Here is a 26,247-nt window from a genome sequence, read left to right as displayed (position 1 = left end):
TAAATTCAGTAGACTGTTGCATGAGTACTTATATTTTAAGAAAATTATTTTTTATTATTGCCTTTATTTTTCTAGGAAATAATTTATATTCTTTAGACTTAGTTTTAAACGAAGAAGAAAAAAAATATCTTAAAAACAAAAAATATCTTAAAATTGCTCATTTAAATGATTTCCCCCCTTTTGGATTTACTAAATACAATGAAGCAAAAGGTTATTCTGTTGAATACATACGTTTATTGTCCCAAAAAATTGGTTTAGAACCTAAGTTTATATTTAATTATTCATGGTCTCAATATCTAGACATGCTAAAAACAAACTCTATAGATGTTATTCCTTATATAGCAGTAACACCTAAAAGAAAAGAATATATTGATTTTACTTCTTTTGATTATATAAGTTACAGCACCGGTTTTTTACTTAAAAAAAGTATAAAGATAAGTAAGATGAAAGATTTAGAGAATAAAAAATTAGCTCTTACCCGTGGTACTTTTTTACATGAATATTTGAAGAAAAATTTTCCATTGATTCGCTTAATTTTGACTGTTTCTACAAAAAAAGCAGTTGAAGCAGTTTCTTTAGGAAAAGCAGATGTTGCAATTGGAAGTATGCCTTCACTTTCTTATTACATGGAAAACTCTTGGTTAAGTAATTTGAAAATTGTAAATGCGAGTGATTTTTCTTTACCCAATAATACAGCTTTAAAAATGGGTGTTAAGAAAGACAATATATTAAAAAATATTCTTGAAAAAGCACAAAAAGAAGTAGGTTATACAAAGTTACAAAATTTAAAATTAAAATGGATGAATGTTAACAAAGTAAAAGAACAAAAAGAGTTTTTCACAAATAAAGAAAGGCAATTTTTAACAAATAAACAAAGAATTAATTTTTGTATTGATCCGGATTGGATGCCTTATGAAAAAATCGATAATAACAAACATATTGGAATATCCTCAGATTACATAAAACTTTTTCAAAATCACCTTCCCATTCCCTTAAAACTAATTAAAACGTCTTCCTGGAGCAATTCTTTAGAATATGCAAAAAAAAGAAGATGTGATATGTTTCCTTTAATTATGGATACCAAAGAGAGATCAGAATATCTTAATTTTTCAAAAGTATTTTTAGAGGTTCCTTTAATCATAGCAACCAGATTTAATCAAGGGTTTATTAATAAAATAGCTGATATTCCTAAAGAAAAAATAGGAATTACGAAAAACTATGCATATGCTAATATATTAAAAGAAAAGTATCCTTCTTTAGAATTAATCGAAGTTTCAAGTGTTGAAGATGGGCTGGAAAAAGTAAAAGATGGCGAAATATTTGGATATATAGGTTCTTTATATTCGGTTGCTTATGTAATCCAAAATAAATATATCGAAAATTTAAAAATATCAGGAAAATTTGATGAAAAATGGAAACTAAGTATTGGTAGTAGAAATGATGAAACTCTTTTAAATGATATTTTTAACAAAATAATAGCAGATATTTCCGAAAAAGAAAAAACAGCTATTAACAATAAGTGGATTTCAGTTAATTATCAAAATGCTGTTGATTACACAATGATTACTCAACTATCTGTTGTTTTTTTGATAATTTTATCTTCAATTTTTTATAAAAACAGATCGGTTAAAAGTATTAATGGAAAACTCATACTTGCTAATATGGAAATTAAAGATAAACAAGAAATGGTAGATAAATATGTACTGATATTAAATACAGATTTAAGAGGAAATATTACCCATCTAAATAAAGCCTATTCTTTGTGTTTGGGATATAAAGAAGCAGAGCTTTTAGGAAAAAATCATGTTTTAATAAAACATGAAAGTACCACTAGAGAATTTACAAAAAAAATGTGGAATACTCTTAGAGAAGGGAAATCTTTTGTTGGTGAGATTAAAAACTATACAAAAAATAAAGAAACAAAAGAATTTACTATTTATATTGAAGCTATTTACAATAAAAAAGTAAAAATTGGTTATCGCTCGATTTGTCAAGATATTACAGATAAAAAAAGACTGGAAGCACTTTCTTTAAAAGACAAACTAACAGGTTTATATAATAGAAATAAATTTGATGAATTAATGATACTAAAAATAGAAGAATTTAATAGGTATCAAGTTGATTTTTCAATTATTATGATTGATATTGATAATTTCAAATGTGTTAATGATGAATATGGACATGATGTGGGAGATAAAGTTTTAGTACATATTGCAAAAATATTAAAAGATAATGTTAGAATATCTGATATAGTTGCCAGATGGGGTGGAGAAGAATTTATTATTGTGTGTGAGCATACGAATACAGCAAAATCGTATATTATTGCAGAAAATATTAGAAAGATAATAGAAAAAGAATATTTTGAAGAAGTGGAAAAGCAAACTATTTCTTTAGGTTTAACACAGTTCACAAAAGAAGACAGTATTAATAGTATTTTTAAAAGAGTAGATAATGCCCTATATAAAGCCAAAAGTGAAGGTAAAAATAAAACCATAATTGCTTAGGAGAGTCTATGTTACAAGGCCTTAATCATATTACTTTAGCTGTATCCAATCTTGATAAGTCCTTTTATTTTTATGTTAATATCTTGGGTTTTAAAGCACATGCAAAATGGAAAAAAGGTGCTTATTTATCAATAGGTGATTTGTGGTTTTGTTTGAATACAGATGACGTTGATTCAAGAGGAGATTATTCTCATATTGCTTTTGATATAAAAGAGGAAGATTATGATAAATATGTTACTTTTCTTTTAGAAAAAAAAGTTCATTTATGGAAAGAAAATTCCTCTGAAGGGAAATCTTTATATCTTTTAGATCCTGATTTGCATAAAATAGAAATACATGTGGGTTCTTTGCAAAGCAGATTAAAATCGCTTAAAGAAGAGGATTTTGAAAACTTAGAATATTTTATTTAGTGCTTGAGGGAATAACTCTTTTGCTTTTCCAATAATATTTGGCCCAGTATACATTGTCTAAAGAAGAAATAATAACACCTTTTGAAGAACTAATATGCATGAATTTTTTATTTTTTAAATAAATTCCTACATGACGGTATTTTTGAGAAGGCTTGAAAAAAACCAAATCCCCTGTTTGTAAGTCCCTTTTATTGACAAAAAAACCTCTTTTGGCTTGATAATATGTTGTTCGCGGTAGTGATATATCAAGACTTTGTTTAAAGGCTTTTTGAACAAAAGAAGAACAGTCTTGTACTTTGTTTGTATTACCACCTAGTTTATAAGAAATATCTCTGTGAGTATTAAAATAGGCTAATAAAGCTCTTGAAATATTGTTATTTTGATAAGTTAGTTTTGTATAGAATTTTTTAGGAGCTGTTATTTGTTTTGTTTGCGTAGAAGTACAAGATATAAAAAGAAAACTTACACAAATTAATAAAAAAAATGTTTTTTTCATCTTACCTCTTTTATTAAATAGCTCTTAGAACTACTCCTAAATAAACAGCTATTAATCCTAAAAAAATATTTAAAGGAATTAAATATTTTGATATGAGTATTAGGGTGTTTTTTGTTTTTAACATTTCACCCATAAGAAAAGCTTTTTTGGCTTGTTTTGTTTTAATATAAACCAAAATAAATACTCCCGTCATAAGAGTAAAAATAACTTCTTTAAGTATTATAGTGGAATATAAAGTACTTTGATTTAAAGCAAGTGTATAAATAAGAATAAGTGCAGATATAAATAAAAGAACTATAGAAGGAATTAGTAATTTAAAAAAATTATTGAGGTTTTGTAAACTTCTCTCTATTTTTATTTTGGGCTCAAGAATTTCTTGCATAGAGAAATGAACTGCGTATCGTAAGACTATCATTCCTCCTAACCATATAATGGCAGAGATTACATGTAGAAATACGATTTGAGTTAAAAAAGAAGAAAAGACATCACTCATATGTACTAAAGTTTTTCTTTTGCATAGGCTAAAGCAGCAATTTTTGCTTCTTCTATTTTACTAACATCTTTTCCACCTGCTTGTGCAAAATCAGGACGACCACCGCCACCACCACCAACAATAGGAGCAATAAGTTTAATCCAATCGCCTGCTTTAATAGAAGTATTTTTACTTCCAGCAACCAACATTACTTTATCCCCTTTTGCTTGAATTAAAAGAACAGCAAGTTTATCATTGGCATTTTTTAAATCATCTACTATTTTTTTAATATCACCTGTTGTAACAATATCTACAACAACTTTAACATCTCCAACAAGTTCTTCTTTTAAGGGTGATGCACCTGCGCTTAAGGCTTCATTTACTTCTGTTTTAAGTGCTTTTATTTGATCTTTTAATTTTGTTATTCCTTGAAGAACATCAATGTTTTTTACTTCTTTTTGTACTTCATTCATTTTGGAAATAATGTTTTTTGCATATTTAACAGCTGCTAATGAACATACGGCTTCTATACGCCGTACCCCCGCACTAACACCTGATTCTTTAACAATATAAAAAGAACCAATCTCAGCTGTATTGTTTACATGCGTACCCCCACAAAACTCAACAGAGGCATCTTCAAAAGAAACCACTCTTACACTTTTCCCATATTTTTCACCAAACATAGCAATAGCACCTTTGTTTTTGGCTTCTTCTATAGGTAATTCTTCAATATTTCCTGAAATAGCATCTGCAATCATAGTATTTACTAAGTTTTCAACTTCATTTAGTTCAGAACTGCTCATGGCTTTTGGGTAGGTAAAGTCAAATCTTAAACGAACTGCATCATTTAAAGAACCCGCTTGCGAAACCGTTTTTCCAAGAACTGTTTTTAGGGCACTTTGTAAAAGGTGAGTAGCACTGTGATGTTTTTCAACTTCATTTCTGTTTATTACACTTGCATTTATTGTTTGACCTTGTTTAAGATTTTCAGCTTTTACAAGAATTTTAGATAAATTAAGTCCGAAATATTTAGAAGTACTTAATACTTCTGCTAATACTTCTTTATTTTTCAAGAAACCGATGTCTCCATTTTGTCCCCCAGAAGTAGCATAAAATGGTGTTTTTTCTAAAAGAACATAAGCTATTTGTCCTTTTGTTAAAACAGATACTTCTTTATAGTTTTCATCTAAAATTGCAAGAATTTTTGTTTCATTTGAAATTTTGTCATAACCAACAAATTCATTTTCTCCATACTTTTCTAATAAAGCTTTAAAATCTCCACTTGAAGAAGAATCAACAGCACCCTTCCAAGAAGCTTTTGCTTTTATTTTTTGTGCACTCATTAAGCTGTCAAATTTTTCTATGTCTACTTTTATAGAATCATCTCTTAACATATCTTGTGTAAGGTCTAGGGGAAAACCATAAGTATCGTAAAGTTTAAAAGATACTTCTCCTGAAAAAACATCTTTCGTATTTTTAAGTTCGGCATTAAATAAAGTCATACCCAAATCAATTGTTTTAAAGAATCTTGCTTCTTCTAGCGTAAGTTGTTCTTTTACATAAGCAGCATTTTCTTTAAGCTCTGTATAGTGATCGCCTAAAATATTTGCTAATGTATCATATAGGTCTGCCATATATGGTTTTCTAAAACCAAGTAAATAACCATGTCTTACAGCACGTCTTAAAATTCTTCTTAAAACATACCCTTTTCCTTCTTTATCAAAAAGTATTCCTTGAGATAACATAAAAGCACTTGCTCTTAAATGATCTGCTATTACTCTGTATGAAGCAATGGTTTTTTTGGTGGTTTTTTTACCTACAAGTTCTTCTAGTTTGTTAATTAAAGGCAAAAAGTTTGATGAATCAAAATTATTTAATACACCTTCTTTAATAGCAATAACTCTCTCTAATCCCATACCTGTATCAATAGAAGGTTTTGGTAGAGGCGTTAATGTTCCGTCTTTGCTTCTTTCGTATTGCATAAATACTAAGTTCCAAATTTCTAAGAATCTATCACCTTCACCACCCATTTTATCTTCTGGGCCGTTGAAATGTTCTTCTCCTTGGTCATAAAAGATTTCAGAACATGGACCACAGGCACCCGTATCTCCCATAGACCAGAAATTGTCTTTATCTCCAAATTTAATAATTCTATCTTCACTTATGTGTTTTTTCCATAAGTCATAGGCTTCATCATCACTGTCATGAACAGTAACCCATAGTTTTTCAATAGGCAGTTCTAAATTAATGGTAATAAATTCCCAAGCATTTTTTATTGCTTCTTCTTTAAAATAATCTCCAAAAGAAAAATTTCCAAGCATTTCAAAAAGTGTATGATGTCTTGCTGTATAACCAACATTTTCTAAATCATTGTGTTTTCCACCCGCTCGTAAACACAGTTGACATGAAGTAGCTCTCGGATTTTCAGGTCTTGGAACAGCGCCTGTAAAAATATCTTTAAATTGAACCATACCAGCATTAACAAACATTAATGTCGGATCATTTGGGGCCAAAGGCATAGAAGAAATAACCTTGTGTCCTTTATTTTCAAAATAATCTAAAAACTCTTTTCTAATATCCATTCTTTTATCCCATCTCTTATCTAATCTTTTTTTAAGTTGGATATTTTACCTAAATAAGCATTTAAGTATAATTAGTGCAAATATAAGAAATAATATTTCTTATGAAGCCTTGTTCTATAGCATGTAGAAAAGCTTATAGATAAATATTATATACTTACGTTTAATACTATAAAGGATATTCATATATGTTTAGGTTTTTTCTCATTTTTTCTGTTTTTATTAGCTATTTATCTGCAAATACTTCTATCTTGATTGTAAACTCTTATCATAAGGGTTATACTAAAAGCGATGTAATCATTGAAGCAATTGAAAATATACTCAGTAAAGATAAGAATACAGATATAAGTGTTTTGTATATGGATTCTAAACGTATTGTTTCGCCGGAGTATTTTGATAAATTAAAAGAACTCTATTCCGTGCAGATGAAGAACAGGCAGTATGATTTAGTTATTACCCTTGATGATTTTGCGTATAAATTTATTATAAAAAACTATAAGTACTTTTTTACAAGTGAAAAAATACTGGCTTTGGGACTGTTTTCTTACAAAAAAGAAGAACTTAAAAAACTCAAGCTTCAAAACAAAGTCTCTGTATATTTAATCAAAAAAAACATGAGTGAAAATGTTCAAATAATTAAAACCTTAATTCCAAGGCTTAAAACTTTATATATAATAGACAGCACTTTAGGCAATAAAAACAATAAACTCTTTTTAAAAAATACAATTCAAAATATAAAGTACTTGTCAATAAACAATACAAAGGAGCTAGCAAAAATACTCTCCAAAAAAGAAAAGAATGCAGCAGTATTCTTTATAAAACTTTCTAAGAACAAAAAAAATGAAGTTAATAACAATAAAATAACTAAGATTTTGAAAAACTCTTTATTACCCGTATTTATCAATAACTCACTTTTTATAAGAAAAGGAGCCTTGGGTGGAAAAGTATTGTCTTTAGAACTTTTTGGAAAAAATTCAGGCAGACTTGCTTTGGATATAATCAAAAAAGAGCAGAGTGTTGTGAAACTTTCTAGGGACAGTAAAATTATATTTAATTATCAAGAACTTCTACGTTTTGATTTATTTCCTATTCTTAGTATCAAAGACTATACTTTGATTAATAAAAATGAAAACTTTTTTGATAAATACAGAGCTTTGATTAATTATGTATTCATTTTATCTCCTTTATTAATGATTCTAATTTTTGCTTTGGTTTTAAATATTTACAGACGTTTTGAATTAGAAAAGAAATTAAAAGCCAGAATACATTTTGATAATGTAATGTTAAATGCAATTGAGAGTCCTATTTTTTGGCAAGATGAAAATGAAAGAATTATAGATGCAAATATAAAGTTTTGTACTTTGATTGATATAAAATTAAAAAAATTGCAGCATAAAAAATTAAAAGATTTTAAAAAAAATAAAAAAGTAAATATAGTAATGGATTTTTTAGAAGAGAATAAAAAACAACGAGGAAAAGACTTTATCTTTAGATACAGCGATAAAGACTTGGATGATAAAATTTATCTCATAAAACAAAAAAAATACTTTGATAAAAAAACAGGCTCTTCGGGAGTGGTTAGTATTTTTACGGATATTACAGCTGAGAGAGCTATTGCAATTGAGAGAAAAAGAAACCAACAATTTATTTTACAACAATCAAAACTTGCAGAATTGGGTGAAATCTTTTCATCTATTGCTCATCAATGGAAAGCACCTTTAGTAGAAATAACTACTATTGCACAAGAACTCTTTTATTCCTCTCCCACAAGTTCTAAAAATGATACAAATGAAAGAGAATCTTATGTGGGAGAAATCTTTAAACAAGTAAAATATATGAATGATACTATGAATGAGTTTCAAGAATTCATAAAACCTTCTTATTCTAAACATATTTTCTCGGTTAAAGAAGCGATTGGATCAATGCTTGAAATTATGAATCATAATATCGTTTTTAATTATATTAATATTACTATTGAGGTAGACAAAAATACCAATGATGAGGTTCTTGGATTTAAAAATGAATTTATGCAGAGTTTTTTAAATATAATTAATAATGCCAGAGATGTTTTACTTAAAAATGATTTTAAAAAAAGAAATATCAATATCAATATATACAATGAAAAAGATTATGTAGTTATAAAAGTACAAGATAATGCAGGCGGAATAAAAGACAAAGACATAAAAAAAATATTTGAGCCTTATTTTTCCACAAAAGTTACAGGGCATGGTTTGGGTTTATATATGGCGAAAGTGATTATAGAAGATAAAATGGCAGGCTCTATAAAGGTTGAGAATATCAATGATGGTGCATGTTTTACTATTAAAATAGGACAAATAATTTGAAAATACTAGTATTAGAAGACAATGTACGTTTGGCAAAGTTAATTAAACAGGCTTTGAAAAAAGAAGCTTATGAAGTAGATAACTTTTACAATGGAGAAGATGCCCTAGGTTCAATTGGAAATGGTTATTCGTGTTTTATTTTAGATATAAATGTTCCTGGAATGGATGGTATTTCTGTTTTAGAATATATTAGAATTAATCATAAACATATTCCTTGCATGATTATTTCTTCTAATCATGATTTAGATCATATACGTAGATCTTATGAATATGGCTGCGATGATTATATTAAAAAACCCTTTTTTATCTTTGAGCTTATTCAAAAAGTTAATAAATTATGTGTAAATACAAAAAGTGTTCTTGTTTTAAATGAAGAGTATAAATACGATTATTCAAAAAAAGTTTTATTTCACAATAAAGAAGAAGTAGAATTAACCAAAAAAGAAATACTTTTTCTGGAATTATTTGCTAGTAATTTACATCATATAGCTACCTACAGTGAAATTGAAGAGTATGTCTGGGAAGGCGAAAGTACCAACTTAACAAATATAAGAGCACTTATCAAGAGGCTTAGAAAAAAAATCCCCTATGAGAGTATTACTATTGTAAAAGGTTATGGTTATTCTTTAAATAAAAGCGTTGAAATTGTATAGTAATTTCTTAAGTAAATATAAGTTTATTTTCTTGTTTTTAAATTAAAGCAAAGTAAAAGCAATATTCTTGTTTAATACGATAAATATTATCAAAGGATAAAAATTATCCTTTATGACTTTTTCTTTAAAGAAATTAAACAAAGGCTTAATTAAATTTGAGTATTATTACGCCTATTCTAAATGAGAATATATTCACAAAATATTCATTGAATAAAGTATATTTTCATTTAGGATAAACCAAAAGAAGGAATGTATATGTTAGATTTAGCAATTATCGGAGGAGGACCTGCAGGACTTACTGCAGGACTTTATGCAACTAGAGGTGGATTAGACAATGTAACAATGTTTGAACTTGGACTTCCTGGTGGACAAATTATTACTTCATCAGAAATTGAAAATTATCCAGGACAAAAAGAAGTTGTTACAGGAATGGCACTAATGGAAGAATGGCCCGAACAATGTAAACAATTTGGTTTAAAACATGAAATGAATGAAGTTACAAAAGTTACTAAAGAAGGTGATATATTTACTATTACTACAGCAGATAAAAAAACACAAGAAGCAAGAGCTGTATTATTAGCAACAGGTTCTGTTCCTAGACGTGCTGGTTTTAAAGGCGAAGATGCTTTATTTGGAAAAGGTGTATCTACTTGTGCTACTTGTGATGGTTTTTTCTATAAAGGAAAAGAAGTAGCTGTAATTGGGGGTGGAGATACTGCTATTGAAGAAGCAATTTATTTAGCAAAAATGTGTAAAAAAGTATATTTAGTACACAGACGTGATACGTATAGAGCAGCTCCCAGTACTATTGCTCATATGAAAGCATTAGAAAACTTAGAAGAAGTTACAAACCATGATATTGAAGAAGTATATGGAGACGCTATGGGTGTTGTAGGTTTAAAAGTTAAATCTAAAATCACAGGTGAAATCAGAGATCTTCCAACCCCAGGTGTTTTTGTTTTTGTAGGACGGGATGTATTAAATACTTCTTTAAAACAAGATGATGGAACTTTTTTATGTGCTACAAATAAAGCAGGTGAAATTGTTGTTGATTTAGGAATGAGAACAAATGTTCCTGGTTTATATGCAGCAGGAGATGTTCGAATTGAAGCATCTAAACAAGTTGTTTGTGCAGCTGGAGATGGTTCAACAGCAGCCATTAATATTATTGAATATTTAGGATAATACATGATAAACATAGGAATCTTAGGAAGTACAGGACGTGTTGGCTCTTTATTAATTGATGATTTATCTACTGATAAAGAAGCAAAAGTTTCGGCTTGTTATGTTCAAAATAAATTAGATAAAACAGTGCCAGAAGGTACTGTTATTACAAATGATATGAAGACTTTATGCGAAAGTTCTGATATTATTATTGATTTTTCAAAACCAGAAGCTACCGAAGACTTGTTAACACAAATTGTAGAGAATGGTCTTAGAAAACCTTTGGTTATTGCAACAACTGGTTTTTCCAAACATCAGCAAAATCTTTTATTAGAAGCCAGCAAACTTGTACCTGTTTTATATGCTTCAAATATGAGTTTGGGAGTGGCTGTTTTAAATAAATTAGTGTCTCTTGCTTCTAAATCTTTGGGCGATTTTGATATTGAAGTAGTGGAACAACATCACAGATATAAAGTAGATTCTCCTTCTGGAACTGCTTTAACACTTGCTCATTCAGCAGCTAATGCTAGAGGTTTAGACCTAGATAAGGTTAGAGTTTCTGGACGTGATGGAGATATTGGCGTACGTACAAAAGATGAGATTGGCGTTATGAGTTTAAGAGGTGGTGATATAGTTGGGCGTCATACTGTTGGATTATATAATGATGGAGAATTTATTGAATTACATCATACAGCAACTACTAGAAATACCTTTTCAAAAGGTGCTATAAAAGCTGCTAAATGGTTGATTACACAAGAAGCAGGATTATATTCAATTAATGATTGTCTTGGACTATAAATTTAGTTATTTAGGGTATACTTCGTTTTAAACACTAGAATAAATAGCAATGAAAATAAAAAGATATTTTGTTTATAATCTTTTATAAACGTGCATAACGTTCACTTTTTGTTTTCATTTTAAAGGGTAAAATAAATGTGCGCAATAGTTGGAATTTACGGAAATGAAAATGCAGCAAGAATGGCTTCTTTAGCTTTGTTTTCAATGCAACACAGAGGTCAAGAGGCAAGTGGTATTTCTTCTTCAAACAATAATAAAATTAAAACCTACAAAAAAAGAGGTTTGGTATCTGAAGTTTTTAAAGAAGATACCCTTGCTTTATTAGAAGGTTCTATGGCAATTGGTCATAATAGGTATTCAACTGCTGGTGGGGATACACTAGATGATACTCAACCTATTTTCGCAAGATATAAATTGGGTGAAATCTCTATAGTTCATAATGGTAATTTAATTAATAAAGATGAAGTACGGCAAGAGTTAATTGATGATGGAGCTATTTTCCAATCTGGGCTTGATTCTGAAAACTTAGTGCATTTAATTGCAAAATCTTCAAAAGATAAATTAAGAGACAGAATTAAAGAAGCTTTAGAAAAAACTATTGGTGCATTTTGTTTTATTATACAATCTCGTTCAAAACAGTTTGTTATTAGAGACAGATACGGTATTAGACCCTTGTCTTTAGGAAAAATAAAAACAGGTGGTTATATTGTATCTTCAGAAACCTGTGCTTTTGAATTAGTAGATGCTGAGTTTATTAGAGATATAAATCCAGGTGAAATGTTGATTTTTGCAGAAGGAAAAGAACCTGAGTCACTTCAAATATTTGAACCTGAATTTAGACCTTGTGCTTTTGAATACGTATATTTTGCACGACCTGATTCTGTAATTGACGGAAAAACAGTTTATTCTACCAGAGAAAAAATGGGTAAAACTTTAGCTTTAAATGATAAAAACAATCAAATTAAAGTAGATATGGTTGTACCTGTTCCTGATTCAGGTGTTCCAGCAGCACTAGGTTATGCGGATGAAAGTGGTATTCCTTTTAAATATGGGATTATCAGAAATCATTATGTTGGACGTACTTTTATTGAACCTACTCAAGAAATGAGAGCGTTAAAAGTAAAAATGAAACTTTCCCCAATGAGATCATTAATAGAAGGGAAGTCTTTATTAGTTATTGATGATTCAATTGTCCGAGGAACTACTTCAAAAAGAATAGTAAGAATGTTAAAAGAAGCAGGGGCTAAAGAAGTACATTTTAGAGTAGCAAGTCCTGAAATAAAATTTCCTTGTTTTTATGGAATTGATACACCTAATAAAGATGAACTTATTTCTGCTGGTATGACAAAAGATGAAGTTTGTGCATATATTGGTGCTGATACGTTGGAGTATTTATCTATTAAAGACTTGACCAATGCTATTGGGGATAGAAATTATGGATTGGAAAGTTTTGATGGAGATTATTTCGTAAAAAAATAGCTTCAAACATAAAAAAATAGCTTTAAAAATTTAAAGCTATTTTTATTTATGCTTTTTAAATAATTATTAATTATTATATTTCCTTTCTTTTCTACTCCTTGTGTTATTCTTCTTAAAATTAAAAAGATATTTATTTTTAGTATATTCTCTTACTTTGTAAAATAGAATTAAATCTAAAAAAGAAATTAATTTTTTATAAATAATATGATATAATCTGCGCTAAATGGAGTATAAATGTCAGAAAATTTTTTAGCTACTTTAAATGAATCTCAACAAAAAGCCTCACAGCATATTGATGGACCTTTGCTTATTTTAGCAGGTGCAGGTTCTGGTAAAACAAAAACAATAACCACAAGACTGGCTTATTTAATTTCTATTGGAATTGATCCTAGCTCTATTTTAACCCTGACATTTACAAATAAATCAGCAAAAGAAATGAGAGAACGTGCTTTTTCTTTGATTGACCCAAATCTTATTAATACTCCTCCTTTATTATGTACTTTTCATAAATTTGGTTTGTTATTTTTAAAACTGCATATGCAAGTATTGGATAGAAAAAATAATTTTATTATTATTGATACAGACGATAAAAAAAGAATTTTAAGAAGTATTGATAAAGAAATAACGACTGCTTTAATGGCAAATGAAATTTCAAAATATAAAAACAGTATTTTATCTCCCTTTGAAGTAAAACAAAGTGCACAACTAAAACTTTATACTCAAATCGCAGATATTTATGAAAAATATGAAGCATATTTATTAAAAAATAATCTAGTTGATTTTGATGATTTATTATTATTGCCTTATAAAATTATGGATAAAAATAAAGAACTAGCAAAAGAAGTATCTGCAAAATATCAATATATCATGGTTGATGAGTATCAAGATACAAATGAATTACAATACAAGTTATTACGTGCTTTATGTTGTACTCATAATAACCTTTGTGTAGTTGGTGATGATGATCAAAGTATTTACGGCTGGAGAGGTGCAACGATTAAAAATATTTTAAATTTTACGGAACACTTTAAAGATACAGTAGTTATAAAACTTGAAGAAAATTATCGCTCAACAGATACTATTTTAAATCATGCCAATCAGTTAATTGAACATAACAGAAACAGATTAGGTAAAAATTTAAGAGGAACACGACATAAAGGAGATTCAGTTAAACTTTATGAATCTCATGATGAAAATGAAGAAACAAGAAAATTAGTTGATGATATAAAAAAACTCCTATTAGCAGGTGAGTGTGCCAGTGATATTGCAATTTTATTTAGAGTGAATGCGCTTTCACGATCGCTTGAAGAAGGGTTTAATAAAGCAGGACTTCCTTATAAATTAGTTGGTGGAATGAAGTTTTATGAAAGAGCTGAGATTAAAGATTTAATCGCTTATTTTAGAATACTTACCAATCCAACTGATAATTTTTCTTTTAAACGAATAGTAAATAAACCAAAACGTGGAATAGGAAAAACAACAATAGATAAACTAGACGCCAGATCAATTCAAGATAAAAAACCAATTTTTAAACTTATTGATGATTTAAGCCCAGAAGAATTAATTCTGCTGGTTGGAAAAAAGAACAGCCGTACTTTAAAAGTATTTATTGCTTCAGTTTTGGATTTAAAAGATGTATTAGAAGAATCTAAAATGAGATTTTTAGACGCTTTTGAAGAGATATTTGATTACCGTTCATCTTATGATAATGCTCCAGATGGTATGGATAGACAGGCAAATATTGATGAATTTTCAGGTTTTATTAGAGATTATTTTATGCAAAATCCACATTTAAATTTAGAAGATTTTTTAAATGAAATTTCTTTAGAATCGGAACAAGATAAACTTTTTAATGAAGCAGTTTCAATGATGAGTATTCATGCTTCAAAAGGTTTAGAATACAAACATCTTTTTGTAATAGGGCTTGAAGAAGGATTTTTTCCTCTTATTGGGGATGGAAGTAATCTTGAAGAAGAAAGACGCTTAGGATATGTTGCATTTACAAGAGCAATGGATACTTTGACTTTGTCTTTTGTTCACTCTCGATTTTATAAAGGTAAACGTGCAATGCTTACAAAATCGAGGTTCTTAAGTGAATCTGGCTTGATAAAAGGCTCATTAAAAATTGAGAGACGCTCGGATTTTAGAAAAGGCGATATGGTTACTCATAAAATATTTGGAATGGGTAGGGTGGAGAAGAGTAATAAAGTTGGTAAAGAGTATAAGTTGACGATTAACTTTGGTGGAAGCAAGAGAGACATACTTTCCTCTTTCGTAGAAAAAAAATAGGGTAATAAAGCGCTAGCTTCTGCCCTAACTCTGCGTTGGAGATATAAATTCAATCGGCACTTACTAGTGTAAGCTTCTCATGAATTTATATCTCCGCCTTGATTTATGACAAAATCTATCCCTTTCTTCCCCTATTTTAAAGAACATTTTAAATAAAAAATTAAATTAATATTAAAAAATAAAAAGTAGATTAATGCAAAAACGACTTTATGATAAAGAACCTTTGAACAAATTAGTGGTAGTTAAAAAACCTATGTTTATGTCTTCTAATTCTTATTTGAATAGAATTAAGAGAAAATATAAGAATAAAAAAGCAGGTTTTTCTGGAACATTAGATCCTTTTGCAAAAGGGTGTTTGATTGTTGCTTTTGGGCAATATTCTAAACTTTTTAATTATTTGGAAAAAACACCTAAATCGTATCGTACTACTATTTGGTTAGGGGCAAGCTCTGAATCTTTGGATTTAGAGAATATTCACTCAAATGAAGAATGTGAAATAGTAAGTGAAGCGTTAATAAAAGAAGAAATCAAAAACTTAATAGGTGATATTACTTATTTTCCTCCTAAATACTCGGCTAAAAAAATAGATGGGAAACGTGCTTATGATTTAGCACGTGCAGGAATTGATGTTAAAATGAAAGAATCAACTATGACTATTGTTGATACTAAATTTTTATCTTATTCTCATCCTTTTCTTACTTTTGAAGCAACAGTATCCGAAGGTTCATATATTCGTTCTCTTGCACAAGAATTATTAAAAAAGCTTGATCGTGTAGGAACGTTATCTTATTTAGAGAGATTAAATGAAGGGAAGTTTTTTTATGATAATGAAAAAGATTTAAATCCTTTGGATTATTTGGATATCCCAAGAAATAAATATACGGGGACTAAAGAATGGTTAGACTTTGGTAAAAAAATAGCTCTTGATTATTTGGAAATAAAAGATGAAGGTAAATACTTGATTGTTTTTGATGACTTTTTTAGTATAATTCAAATAGAAAACAAAGAAGTTAAATATTTGTTAAATAAGGTTTTATTATAGTGCAAAAAAAATCCTATGCAAAAGTAAATATTTTTTTAAAAATTACAGGAAAAAGAGGAAACTATCATGAATTGGCTTCTCGTTTTGTACGAGTAAAGAATTTATATGATTTTATTTCTTTTATTCCTGCCAAAAATAAAACATTTACCTTGGAAGGGAATTTTGGCTGTGAAACTTCTCAAAATACCATTTACAAAGCTTACTTTCTCTTAAAAGAACGTTTTTCTTTTTTAGAAGAAGAATTTAAAACTATTAAGGTCAAAGTAGAAAAAAATATTCCAGAATTTGCTGGTTTAGGGGGAGGAAGCTCAAATTGTGCGTGTTTTTTAAATATGTGTAATGAGTATTTTTCTTTAAACTTAAGAAAAGATGAACTGGCTAACATTGGCTCTAAAATAGGGGCAGATGTTGCTTTTTTTGTTTATGAATATGACAGTGCAAATGTCAGTGGTATAGGTGAAGTTGTAGAAGAGTATAAAGAAGAATCTTTAGAGATAGAAACTTACACTCCTTCAATTTCTTGTAATACTGTAAAAATCTATCAAAAGTACAGGGCAGATTTTTATCGTGCAGTATCACTTGAAGAAAAAAATAAACTAATGTCTATGAAGTCAATAGATGTATTAAAAATTATGGATATAAAAGAAGCGAATGATTTATATCAAGCTGCATATACGCTTTATCCTTCTTTAAAAGAAAATGAAAAAAATAATTGGTACTTCTCAGGTTCTGGAAGTACTTTTTTTAAGGTTAAGAATGGCAAAAGATAAAGTTAAAAAAATACTATCGTTTAAGAATAAAAAAGCCTGGCATGATTTTAATATTCTAGAAACATATGAAGCAGGAATTGAGCTTCAAGGTTCTGAAGTAAAAGCAATACGAGAAGGAAGAGTTAATTTAAAAGATTCTCATATTAGAGTAGTTAAAAATGAGCTTTTTGTTTTTAATATGCATATTACTCACTTAAGCACTGCTCATGCTTCTTATCGACCAGACGAACGTCGTGAACGAAAACTATTACTTCATAGAAAAGAGATTAATAAGATTCATGAAAGAGTTATGAAAGATGGTCTTACTATTGTGCCATTAAAACTCTACTTTAATAAACGAAATATGTTAAAAATGCAAATAGCTACGGCTGAGGGTAAAAAACTTTATGATAAAAGAAATGACCTAAAAGAGCGAACACTAAAAAGAGAAACACAAATAGCACTAAAAGATTGGAAATAGTTTTATTTCCAATCCCATTTACACTACTATCGAATCACTTATTTTTTTAAAAACTTTCAAAATTTACTAAAAATTATTTATTAATTAAATATAAAATTATATATTAATTCGAATATTAGTTATACTTATATTTGTGAGCTACATAATTATCTTTAATAACTGTATTTATTATTAAACTAATGTTTTTAGAAATAAAATAATTACTTAATATAAAATTAAATACGACTACATCGTAAATTTAGAATAAAATAAAATAGGACAATATTTGTCTTGTATAGACTTTATACAGTACTTAATAAATAATATATGTGTTATGTGTCTTGATATTCATCAATGAAATTCAGAATATATTTTGTTACTATAAGCCTAAATAAATAACGAAATGTAGATATATTAATTTAACCTTAAAAAAAATAATCAATTGTTAAGGTTAATTTCATTTTAATTGAGTTATATTGTTACTAAAGATTCAAAAGCAAGAGCTTAAGAAAAACTAAAGGAGTCCATTGTGTCCAACGATACAATTATTGAATATGACTATAGCGTAGCAAAAGCATTTACTTTTACCGCTATATTATTTGGAATTATTGCTATGTTAGTAGGTGTTATTATTGCTTTTCAACTGGCATATCCTGATTTAAACAATTTAGCGGGTGAATACGGTACATTTGGTAGATTACGACCAATCCATACAAGTGGAGCCATTTTTGGTTTTACATTAAGTGGTATTTTTGCCTGTTGGTATTATATTGCTCAAAGAGTATTAAAGGTTTCATTAAATGAGTCACCTTTTTTAATGATAGTTGCAAAATTACATTTTGCAGTATATTTAATTACTATGTTATTAGCTGTAGGTACGCTTTTAGCAGGATATACAACATCAAAAGAATACGCTGAATTAGAATGGCCTTTAGATATATTAATTACTGTATTTTGGCTTTTATGGGGAGTTGGTATTTTTGGTTTAATTGGTATTAGACGTGAGAGAACTCTGTATATTTCGATTTGGTATTTTATAGCATCTTTTTTAGCTATTGCAATGCTTCATCTATTTAATTCAATGGAAGTTCCAACTGCTTTATATTCAGGTTACGGTTCATGGATGCATTCTGTTTCTATGTATTCTGGAACAAATGATGCATTAGTTCAGTGGTGGTATGGGCATAATGCGGTTGCATTTGTATTAACTGTTCCTATTATTGCAATGGTATATTATTTTCTTCCTAAAGAATCGGGACAAAATATTTATTCATATAAATTATCTATCTTATCTTTTTGGGGTTTATTATTTGTATACCTTTGGGCGGGTGGTCATCATTTGATTTATTCAACCGTTCCTGATTGGATGCAAACTATGGGTTCTGTAATGTCTGTTATTTTAATACTTCCTTCATGGGGATCTGCTATTAATATGCTTTTAACAATGAAAGGACAATGGGCTCAATTACAAAACAATACTTTAATTAAGTTTATGATTTTAGCTTCTACTTTTTATATGTTATCAACTATTGAAGGACCTATTCAAGCTATAAAATCAGTAAATGCTATTGCTCACTTTACAGATTGGATTCCTGGACATGTACATGATGGAACACTTGGTTGGGTTGTATTTATGATTATGGCAGGTTTATTTCATATGGCACCAAGAATGTATAAAAGAAAGATTTATTCTAAGTCTTTAATGGATACTCAGTTTTGGTTACAAACAACGGGTATTGTTTTATATTTTACTTCAATGTGGATTGCTGGAATTACGCAAGGAATGATGTGGAGAGCTTACGATGAATATGGTTCATTGGTTTACTCTTTTATTGATACGGTTACTGTTTTACAGCCTTATTATACAATCAGAGCAGTTGGTGGTTTATTATACTTAGTAGGTTTTCTTTTGTTCTCATACAATATGTATAAAACAGCAACCGCTGGTGAAGTTCTTGAAAAAGAACCTACTAATGCTACTCCTGTAGCAGCTTAAGAAAGGAAGAATTATGTTTCATTGGTTTGAACAAAGACCGTTCTTTTTTGCAGTATTGGTGTTTATTTTTATTTCATTCGCTGGAATAATTGAAATTATTCCCGATTTTGCAAAACAATCACGTCCTACAGTTGGTACTAAACCTTATACCGTTTTAGAATTAGCAGGTAGAAATATTTATATTAAAGATTCATGTAACTCGTGTCATTCACAATTGATTCGACCTTTTAAATCTGAAACTGACCGATATGGTATGTATTCTTTATCAGGAGAATATGCCTATGATAGACCTTTTTTATGGGGATCAAAAAGAACAGGTCCGGATTTAATGAGAGTTGGAAACTACAGAACTACGGATTGGCATGAAAATCATATGATGGATCCTGCTTCTGTGGTCCCTGGTACTGTAATGCCTGCTTACCCTCATATGTTTACAAATATAACAGATATGGATACTTCTTATGGAGAAGCGTATACTATTAAACATGTATTTGCTACGCCTTATGATGTAGATATTAATGGAGATGGAAAAATTGATATTCCTTTAGGAACGTATGAAGAAGCAATGAAACAAGCTCTTATTGAAGCAAAAGGTATTACTGCTGATATGAAAAATCAAGCAATAAAAGATGCCGTGAATGCAGGAAAAATTCCTGAAATTGTTGCATTAATTGCTTATTTAAATTCTTTAAAATAAGGATTTGTAATGACACATCAAGAATTGGTTGATTTGCAAGGTTATGTGAAGTTTTTTTTATTACTTGTTGTTTGTATTGTTTTTTATTCGTATGCATATTCAATTTATAAAAGAGATAAAAGTGGTGAGCGTGATTATGAAAAATATTCAAACTTGGTTCATGATGATTCAATACATTCACAGCCTCTTGAAAACAGAGAGTTAAAACAAGAAAAGAAGGAGAGTTAAAATGAAATCTATGGTTATAGGTGGAATTATTCTTATTATTGCATTAATGGGTGGAACATATTTTGTTGCTGGAGATGCATTTATTACGGATGATTATATTAATAATTTAACTATGCTTGGGGCTTTTGCAATTATTGCAATTACTGTTTTTACAGCTATTAAATATATTAATCAAATCAAAAACGATAAAGCAAGTGGCGAGCTTGCAAATGAATCGTGGGATGGTATTGGTGAATATAAAAATGATGTTCCAAAAGGTTGGGCTTTGGCTTATATTGGAACCATTGTTTGGGCTATTTGGTATTTACTTCTTGGATATCCAACGAATCAGTATTCTCAACTTGGACAGTGGAATGAAGAAACGCTGGAGTATAAAGAAAAATTTGAGAAAAAATGGCACAATGCAGATGAAGAAACTTTGCAATCTATGGGTGAATCTTTGTATTTAGTGCAGTGTGCTCCTTGTCATGGTGTTGATGCTGAAGGCATTAATGGAAAAGCTCAGGATTTAACAAAAAGAGTGTTAAAGTCTTCTGTCAAATATATTATTAAAAATGGTGCAAATAATTTCAAAACTGCCTACCCAGGTGGAATGCCAGCTATGATGTTAAGCGATGAAAAAGAAATAGATGAAGTTTCAAGCTATGTCGCAAATGGTTTTAAAGGACAAGCTCCTGCAGCATATGAAGCATGTGCTTCTTGTCATGGAATTGATGGTAAGGGTATGGAATATGTTGCTCCAAATATCTTAGCTTATGATGATGCTTTAATGCATGCTGTTTTATTGGATGGTAAAAAAGCAGAAATCGGTGCAATGCCTAGTTTTAGAGGCAGACTAAGTAATACACAAGAAAAAGCACTTGCTGCTTATATTCGAAGTTTAGGAGAATAAAATGAAGTCTTCAATGGATGAAAGTGAACGTGGAATTTTTAAACTGCATGGATTAACAGGTATGTTAATTGCTGTTGTATTGTTATTAAGTATTTTAGGTGTTCTTACATATTATGCAATAATTGTACAGCAAAATGAAGCCCAAAATTATTATAAAATAAATCAAGATATTAATGCGATTAAGTTTAATAGCAAAGACAATTACAAACATTATACTTTAGTTGGTAAAAAAGGGAGTGAATAATGGATAAGATTATATGGATTTTATTAGGAATTACTGCAATAATTACTATTTACCAATCATTTTTTGATAGTACAAGGGTTTTTATTGGTTAAGTTTATAAGGCTCTTATTCTTAGGATTTTTTATTGGCACAAGTTCTTTAATTGCTGCTAATGATTTTACCTTAGATTCGGGTTCTTTAATAGATAAAAGAACCGTTATTAAAATCAACGAAATTGGAAATGAACTCAAAAGTAAAACACAGATAAGTATTTATGTTCATGTTAAAAATAATTTTGGCATGAAAACTAATATTACAACAAAAGAAAAAATTGCTTTTATAAAAGAGTATGAACAAAGATTAGTGCAAAACCTAGAAAAACCTTATGTGGTATTGACTTTTTCTTTGGATCAAACCCATGTTAATTTATTAAGATCTAAAGACTTATTAAAAGCACTTGATAAAGATGATATTCTTGATTCTTATGTTATTCCTTTATTGGCTTCCAAAGACAAAAATTCAACGCTTGCAAAAGTAAGCGCGGCTGTATTAAATGGATATGATGAAATTGCAGCTCAAATAGTTAGTTTTAAGGGAATAGAAAAACTTGATTCTGCTCTTGGAGATTCGGGAAGAACTTTTTCTGCAATTTGGAGAGTATTAATGTACTCCTTGGTGCTTTTTGGAATAATAGCTTACACAATTATCGTTTTACGTTCAAAAAAGAAATAATATGAAAACTAGAAATTATTGGCCATTATTTTTTATTGGCATTTTTACCTTTACACTTGGCATGATTTTCTGGACTATAAGTTCAGCGATTAAAACACCTGTTCATGAAGATGAGAGTTTTTTAATTTCTTATCATAATTTAGACAGAGATTTTAATAAAATTGTAGAATCTAATCATGATTTTTTAAAAGAGTATGATTTTGTTTTGAGTATTAATTCCCAAAAACTTAAGCTGGATATTCAAGATGTGTATTATTCCCAACGTGTACTTGATAAAAAATCTTTGCACAAAGATTTATACAAAGTGGGAGATAATAAAATACTGTTTTTTGTTAAAAATAAAAAAACACAAGAAACACAAAGTATAAAAATCAAGTTTAATATATCACGAGCGACTAATTCTTATTCAGATTTAAACTATGATAATGCTTCTTTAGAACAAAAAAACAATACTTATAGTACAATAGTAAAAATAGACAAAGCAGGGAACTTAAATATAACTGGTTTTGTTGAAACTAAAACAGGTAAAAAAGGGTATTTTTTTATAAAGTCTAATGCAATTTAACCAAGAACTAAAAGTATTTCCTACAAGTAGAGCAATAAGAGAGTTTATTAAAACAGAACAAAACGATAGACTATTGCCTACTTTTCTTACTATCGATGATTTTTTTAAAAAATCCATTCAAATAAATAATAAAAACTATATTGATGAAGAACAGCGTTTGCTGTATTTAAAAGAAGCTATAAATGTGGATAATTTTGAAGCGTTGGGAATTGCTAAAGATTTCTCATCTTTTATTCATCAAAGCGATTATATTTTTAGATTTTTTCAAGAGATTTCCAGTGAAAAAGTATCCATTGATGAAATTTCAAGTGTAGATACTTATGAGTTTTATGAAAAACATTTAAGCATATTAAAAAATATTTATAAAAACTACCTAAACATCTTAGATGAAAACTTAGCCGTTGATAAAATTAATTTAGCTGCTTCGTATAGTATTAATGAGAATTATGTAAAAAAATACAAAAAAATTGATTTGTATTTTGAAGGATATTTTACAAAAGTTGAGTTTGATATTATAAAAAATATTTCAAAACATCAAAATATTATTATTCATTTAAATGCCAATGAATACAATCATAAATCTTTGGAGTGTTTTGTTGGTTTTGATTTGGAAGAAAATTATGATTATATTCTAGATTTTAATGCAAAAACAATACTAGAAAAAAAAGAATATATATCTTCTAATAAAAATATTGAGCTTTGTGCTTTTAATACCAGAGTCAATCAAATTGCTTATATCAAAAAAAGTATTACTACTATGATAAATGATGGGATAGAAGCGTCAAATATAGCTTTAATACTGCCCGATGAGTCATTTGCAAGTTCTATGCGCTTATTTGATACAGAAGGCTATTTTAACTATGCCATGGGTCTTGATATTTATGACTCTTCTTTGTACAAAAAAACCTACGCAATTTATGAGTATATAAAAGAACAGTCTTCAAAAAACATTGAAAACTTACACTATTTAAAATTAGAAGAAAAAGAGATAAAAGAACAGTTTTTAGTTTTGTGGAATGAAAAAATTTCTTTAAGTACTTTTGAAACGGTAGTTTTATATCTTAAAAGTGAAGAAACAAACGAAGATATTAATGAACGCTATAATGAATGTGTGTATAAACTGTATAAATTATTGTTTACTTATGATGAAAAACTTTTGTTTAAAGATGTTTTCAAAATTCTTTTTCAAAAAATAGCTGCTTTAAGTACGGATGATGTTAATTCGGGGAAAATTACCGTTTTAGGTTTATTAGAAAGCCGATATGTTAGTTTTGAGGGTTTGATTATTGTGGATTTTAATGAAAGTTTTATTCCCAAACGCTCTGTTAAAGATAAATTCTTATCAACTACTGTAAAAGCCTTAGCAAAACTTCCTACGAATATAGACAGGCAAAACTTACAAAAGTATTATTACAAACGCGTAATAGAGAAAGCTAAAAACGTATATATTTCTTTTGTTTCTAATGAAAGCTCTAGCATTTCACGTTTTGCTCAAGAACTCTTTGATTTTAAAATTTCGCCTTACGTTCAAGATGAAAAATATAAAAGTATTTTATATACAAACAATAAAATACAGCATTTTGATAAAGAAATATTTCTAGATATTGATTTATCAAAACAAAGCTGGTCATCTACTTCTTTAAAAGTGTATTTGGAATGTAAACGAAAGTATTATTTAAAATATATTGCCCATCTAAAAGAACACGATATTTCTTTAAAACCAAAAGGTTATGAATTGGGTTCCATTATTCATGAAACCCTGGAAGATTTTTATACCAACAACAATGATATTTCTTATCAAAGTTTAATGCAAGTATTTAATAAACACAAAGCAAAAAATGCCTTTTTGAGTTTTGAATTAGAAGTATGGAGAGAAAAACTAAAAGATTTTGTTGAGCTTGAGTTAAGAAGATTTCAAAATAAAAGAAAAGTGTTACACTTGGAGAAAAAATTCTCAATTCAAGTTGATGGCATTACTTTAAGTGGAGTGATTGATAGAGTAGATGAATTAGATGATTCTTATGAAGTACTTGATTATAAAACCTCTTCATCATTAAAAGTAGATACCTTGAAAACGTATGCAAAAAGCAAGGATTTTCAATTAGAGTTTTATTATTTGGCAATGAGAGAGCTTTATAAAAATAAAAATATAAATGTTTTTTATTATGACTTAAGTAAAATGAAACTATTAGAAGAAGTGGTATTGGATGAAAAACTACAGCTTTTGTACGCCCATTTAGAAGGGTTTAAAACCACAAGTGTTAATTTTACAAAATGTGAAGAAAAAGCTACCTGTTTATACTGTGATTATAAAACAATTTGTAAACGATAAATAGAGGATAAATATCTTTATCCTCTAATTATTTTTGAAAAAAACTATTATTTTGCAGTTGCTATTAATACATCTTCTATTATTTTTGTTATATCTCCATCTAATATTGCATCAATATTGGAATAAGCAATATTTGAGCGGGTATCTTTTACTTGTTGGTAAGGTTGCATAACATACGATCTTATTTGATGACCCCAACCAATTTCTGATTTTTCAACCCCATCTTTTAAGGCTTGTTGTTCTTCTAATTCTAGTTCATATAAACGAGATTTTAACATCTTCATTGCACTTGCTTTATTTTTGTGCTGTGAGCGGTCATTTTGACACTGTACAACAACGTTTGTAGCTATATGAGTAATTCGTATGGCTGACTCCGTTTTATTAACGTGTTGCCCTCCTGCTCCACTTGCTCTATAGGTATCAATTCTAATATCTTTGTCTTCAATTACAATATCAATATCATCATCAACCTCAGGGCTAACCATCACAGAAGAAAAAGAGGTATGTCTTTTTGAATTAGAATCAAAAGGAGAAATACGAACCAAACGGTGAATTCCATTTTCCGCTTTTAAATACCCGTAAGCATTTTCGCCTTTAATAATAAAGGATACATCTTTAATTCCGGCTTCATCACCTTTTTGGTAGTCAAGTAGTTCAATCTTATAGTTTTGCCTCTCAGCCCATCTTAAATACATTCTGTACAACATCTCAGCCCAGTCTTGACTCTCAGTTCCACCTGCGCCTGGATGAATAGTAACAATAGCATTAGACGCATCATCAGGATTACTTAACATGACTTCAATTTCTATTTTTAAGATGAGTTCTTGCAAAGAGGGAGCTTCTTCATAAAGAAGCTCGAAGGTATCTTCGTCTTTTTCTTCACTAGCAAGTTCAAATAATTCATTTGTTCCTTCAATTGCTTCGTAGGCTTTTTTATACTTAGCCAATTTAGATAAAAGCCTGTTTTTTTCAATACCAATTTTTGTAGCATTTTCAACATCGCTCCAAAACTCTTGTTGTGCTTCATCTGTTTGTATTTCATTAAGCCTAGCTTCAATCTCATCGGGTTTTAAAATCCCCTGAATATTACTCACTTTAGTATTGAGTTTTTTTAAAAGCTCTCTGTATTCATAAGCATCCAA

General features: G+C 28.9%; 23 protein-coding genes. 19 read left to right on the top strand and 4 right to left on the bottom strand.

Going from position 1 to position 26,247, the window contains the following annotated elements:
• Positions 1-20: 20 nt before the first annotated feature.
• Positions 21-2,504, top strand: coding sequence for a transporter substrate-binding domain-containing protein (locus HRT41_06065; protein ID NQY23578.1), 2,484 nt, complete (start codon positions 21-23; stop codon positions 2,502-2,504).
• A gap of 8 nt (positions 2,505-2,512) precedes the next feature.
• The gene (locus HRT41_06060) at positions 2,513-2,914 is read left to right on the top strand and encodes a VOC family protein (protein NQY23577.1); all 402 of its coding nucleotides are present in this window, start codon (positions 2,513-2,515) and stop codon (positions 2,912-2,914) included.
• Here the strand turns inward: HRT41_06060 and HRT41_06055 are convergent.
• The 3 genes from HRT41_06055 to alaS are packed head-to-tail and all read right to left on the bottom strand — an operon-like array spanning position 2,907 to position 6,464.
• Positions 2,907-3,410 (bottom strand): C40 family peptidase, encoded by a 504-nt coding sequence (locus HRT41_06055; protein ID NQY23576.1) that lies wholly within the window; start codon positions 3,408-3,410, stop codon positions 2,907-2,909. The two genes, HRT41_06060 and HRT41_06055, sit on opposite strands and share 8 nt — an antisense overlap.
• A 13-nt stretch (positions 3,411-3,423) precedes the next feature.
• On the bottom strand, positions 3,424-3,903 hold the full coding sequence (locus HRT41_06050; protein ID NQY23575.1) for a hypothetical protein: 480 nt from the start codon (positions 3,901-3,903) through the stop codon (positions 3,424-3,426).
• 5 nt (positions 3,904-3,908) lie between these two features.
• Positions 3,909-6,464 carry an alanine--tRNA ligase gene (alaS, locus tag HRT41_06045; GenBank protein ID NQY23574.1) on the bottom strand — a complete coding sequence of 852 codons (2,556 nt, stop codon included), beginning with the start codon at positions 6,462-6,464 and terminating at the stop codon, positions 3,909-3,911.
• Positions 6,465-6,649: 185 nt separating this feature from the next.
• Between alaS and HRT41_06040 the strand changes: the two genes are divergently transcribed.
• From HRT41_06040 to HRT41_05960, 17 genes are all read left to right on the top strand, one after another.
• On the top strand, positions 6,650-8,806 hold the full coding sequence (locus tag HRT41_06040; protein NQY23573.1) for a hypothetical protein: 2,157 nt from the start codon (positions 6,650-6,652) through the stop codon (positions 8,804-8,806).
• Positions 8,803-9,459 carry a response regulator transcription factor gene (locus HRT41_06035; protein ID NQY23572.1) on the top strand — a complete coding sequence of 219 codons (657 nt, stop codon included), beginning with the start codon at positions 8,803-8,805 and terminating at the stop codon, positions 9,457-9,459. Before HRT41_06040 ends, HRT41_06035 begins: the two co-directional genes overlap by 4 nt.
• Positions 9,460-9,714: 255 nt before the next feature.
• Positions 9,715-10,644, top strand: a complete 930-nt coding sequence (trxB, locus tag HRT41_06030; protein ID NQY23571.1) for a thioredoxin-disulfide reductase — start codon at positions 9,715-9,717, stop codon at positions 10,642-10,644.
• Between the two features lie 3 nt (positions 10,645-10,647).
• Positions 10,648-11,421, top strand: a complete 774-nt coding sequence (locus HRT41_06025) for a 4-hydroxy-tetrahydrodipicolinate reductase (GenBank protein ID NQY23570.1) — start codon at positions 10,648-10,650, stop codon at positions 11,419-11,421.
• 135 nt (positions 11,422-11,556) lie between these two features.
• Positions 11,557-12,900 (top strand): amidophosphoribosyltransferase, encoded by a 1,344-nt coding sequence (locus HRT41_06020; GenBank protein NQY23569.1) that lies wholly within the window; start codon positions 11,557-11,559, stop codon positions 12,898-12,900.
• Positions 12,901-13,134: 234 nt separating this feature from the next.
• Positions 13,135-15,189 (top strand): UvrD-helicase domain-containing protein, encoded by a 2,055-nt coding sequence (locus tag HRT41_06015; GenBank protein NQY23568.1) that lies wholly within the window; start codon positions 13,135-13,137, stop codon positions 15,187-15,189.
• Positions 15,190-15,382: 193 nt separating this feature from the next.
• On the top strand, positions 15,383-16,231 hold the full coding sequence (gene truB / locus HRT41_06010) for a tRNA pseudouridine(55) synthase TruB (protein NQY23567.1): 849 nt from the start codon (positions 15,383-15,385) through the stop codon (positions 16,229-16,231).
• A complete protein-coding gene (locus HRT41_06005; protein ID NQY23566.1) occupies positions 16,231-17,001 on the top strand; it encodes a 4-(cytidine 5'-diphospho)-2-C-methyl-D-erythritol kinase in 771 nt (256 codons plus the stop codon). The genes truB and HRT41_06005 overlap by 1 nt, the downstream gene beginning before the upstream one ends.
• Positions 16,988-17,461 (top strand): SsrA-binding protein SmpB, encoded by a 474-nt coding sequence (gene smpB, locus HRT41_06000; protein ID NQY23565.1) that lies wholly within the window; start codon positions 16,988-16,990, stop codon positions 17,459-17,461. Before HRT41_06005 ends, smpB begins: the two co-directional genes overlap by 14 nt.
• A 508-nt stretch (positions 17,462-17,969) precedes the next feature.
• Positions 17,970-19,436 carry a cytochrome-c oxidase, cbb3-type subunit I gene (ccoN, locus tag HRT41_05995; GenBank protein NQY23564.1) on the top strand — a complete coding sequence of 489 codons (1,467 nt, stop codon included), beginning with the start codon at positions 17,970-17,972 and terminating at the stop codon, positions 19,434-19,436.
• Between the two features lie 13 nt (positions 19,437-19,449).
• Positions 19,450-20,133, top strand: a complete 684-nt coding sequence (gene ccoO / locus HRT41_05990) for a cytochrome-c oxidase, cbb3-type subunit II (GenBank protein ID NQY23563.1) — start codon at positions 19,450-19,452, stop codon at positions 20,131-20,133.
• 9 nt (positions 20,134-20,142) lie between these two features.
• A complete protein-coding gene (locus tag HRT41_05985) occupies positions 20,143-20,361 on the top strand; it encodes a CcoQ/FixQ family Cbb3-type cytochrome c oxidase assembly chaperone (GenBank protein ID NQY23562.1) in 219 nt (72 codons plus the stop codon).
• A gap of 1 nt (position 20,362) precedes the next feature.
• Complete coding sequence (locus tag HRT41_05980) at positions 20,363-21,253, top strand: c-type cytochrome (GenBank protein ID NQY23561.1); 891 nt, start codon at positions 20,363-20,365, stop codon at positions 21,251-21,253.
• 13 nt (positions 21,254-21,266) lie between these two features.
• On the top strand, positions 21,267-21,497 hold the full coding sequence (locus HRT41_05975; protein NQY23560.1) for a DUF4006 family protein: 231 nt from the start codon (positions 21,267-21,269) through the stop codon (positions 21,495-21,497).
• A gap of 84 nt (positions 21,498-21,581) precedes the next feature.
• A complete protein-coding gene (locus HRT41_05970; protein ID NQY23559.1) occupies positions 21,582-22,208 on the top strand; it encodes a hypothetical protein in 627 nt (208 codons plus the stop codon).
• Between the two features lies 1 nt (position 22,209).
• Positions 22,210-22,773, top strand: a complete 564-nt coding sequence (locus HRT41_05965) for a hypothetical protein (GenBank protein NQY23558.1) — start codon at positions 22,210-22,212, stop codon at positions 22,771-22,773.
• Positions 22,763-25,105 (top strand): PD-(D/E)XK nuclease family protein, encoded by a 2,343-nt coding sequence (locus HRT41_05960; GenBank protein ID NQY23557.1) that lies wholly within the window; start codon positions 22,763-22,765, stop codon positions 25,103-25,105. The genes HRT41_05965 and HRT41_05960 overlap by 11 nt, the downstream gene beginning before the upstream one ends.
• Positions 25,106-25,152: 47 nt before the next feature.
• On the opposite strand, the gene prfB is transcribed toward HRT41_05960, so the two are convergent.
• Positions 25,153-26,247, bottom strand: a complete 1,095-nt coding sequence (gene prfB, locus HRT41_05955) for a peptide chain release factor 2 (GenBank protein ID NQY23556.1) — start codon at positions 26,245-26,247, stop codon at positions 25,153-25,155.

The organism is Campylobacteraceae bacterium (assembly GCA_013215945.1).
Lineage (GTDB): Bacteria > Campylobacterota > Campylobacteria > Campylobacterales > Arcobacteraceae > NORP36.
This window is presented reverse-complemented; position numbering and strand designations above follow the sequence as displayed.

Bases quoted from the DNA above. Each gene is read 5' to 3' on its own strand.
- HRT41_05965 (NQY23558.1), top strand. From the start codon at position 22,210: ATGAAAACTAGAAATTATTGGCCATTATTTTTTATTGGCATTTTTACC.
- HRT41_05980 (NQY23561.1), top strand. From the start codon at position 20,363: ATGAAATCTATGGTTATAGGTGGAATTATTCTTATTATTGCATTAATG.
- smpB (NQY23565.1), top strand. From the start codon at position 16,988: ATGGCAAAAGATAAAGTTAAAAAAATACTATCGTTTAAGAATAAAAAA.
- HRT41_05985 (NQY23562.1), top strand. From the start codon at position 20,143: ATGACACATCAAGAATTGGTTGATTTGCAAGGTTATGTGAAGTTTTTT.
- HRT41_06025 (NQY23570.1), top strand. From the start codon at position 10,648: ATGATAAACATAGGAATCTTAGGAAGTACAGGACGTGTTGGCTCTTTA.
- HRT41_06055 (NQY23576.1), bottom strand. From the start codon at position 3,410: ATGAAAAAAACATTTTTTTTATTAATTTGTGTAAGTTTTCTTTTTATA.
- HRT41_06065 (NQY23578.1), top strand. From the start codon at position 21: ATGAGTACTTATATTTTAAGAAAATTATTTTTTATTATTGCCTTTATT.
- HRT41_06020 (NQY23569.1), top strand. From the start codon at position 11,557: ATGTGCGCAATAGTTGGAATTTACGGAAATGAAAATGCAGCAAGAATG.
- HRT41_06015 (NQY23568.1), top strand. From the start codon at position 13,135: ATGTCAGAAAATTTTTTAGCTACTTTAAATGAATCTCAACAAAAAGCC.
- HRT41_05960 (NQY23557.1), top strand. From the start codon at position 22,763: ATGCAATTTAACCAAGAACTAAAAGTATTTCCTACAAGTAGAGCAATA.
- HRT41_06060 (NQY23577.1), top strand. From the start codon at position 2,513: ATGTTACAAGGCCTTAATCATATTACTTTAGCTGTATCCAATCTTGAT.
- alaS (NQY23574.1), bottom strand. From the start codon at position 6,464: ATGGATATTAGAAAAGAGTTTTTAGATTATTTTGAAAATAAAGGACAC.
- truB (NQY23567.1), top strand. From the start codon at position 15,383: ATGCAAAAACGACTTTATGATAAAGAACCTTTGAACAAATTAGTGGTA.
- HRT41_05975 (NQY23560.1), top strand. From the start codon at position 21,267: ATGGATGAAAGTGAACGTGGAATTTTTAAACTGCATGGATTAACAGGT.
- HRT41_06040 (NQY23573.1), top strand. From the start codon at position 6,650: ATGTTTAGGTTTTTTCTCATTTTTTCTGTTTTTATTAGCTATTTATCT.
- ccoO (NQY23563.1), top strand. From the start codon at position 19,450: ATGTTTCATTGGTTTGAACAAAGACCGTTCTTTTTTGCAGTATTGGTG.
- trxB (NQY23571.1), top strand. From the start codon at position 9,715: ATGTTAGATTTAGCAATTATCGGAGGAGGACCTGCAGGACTTACTGCA.
- HRT41_06050 (NQY23575.1), bottom strand. From the start codon at position 3,903: ATGAGTGATGTCTTTTCTTCTTTTTTAACTCAAATCGTATTTCTACAT.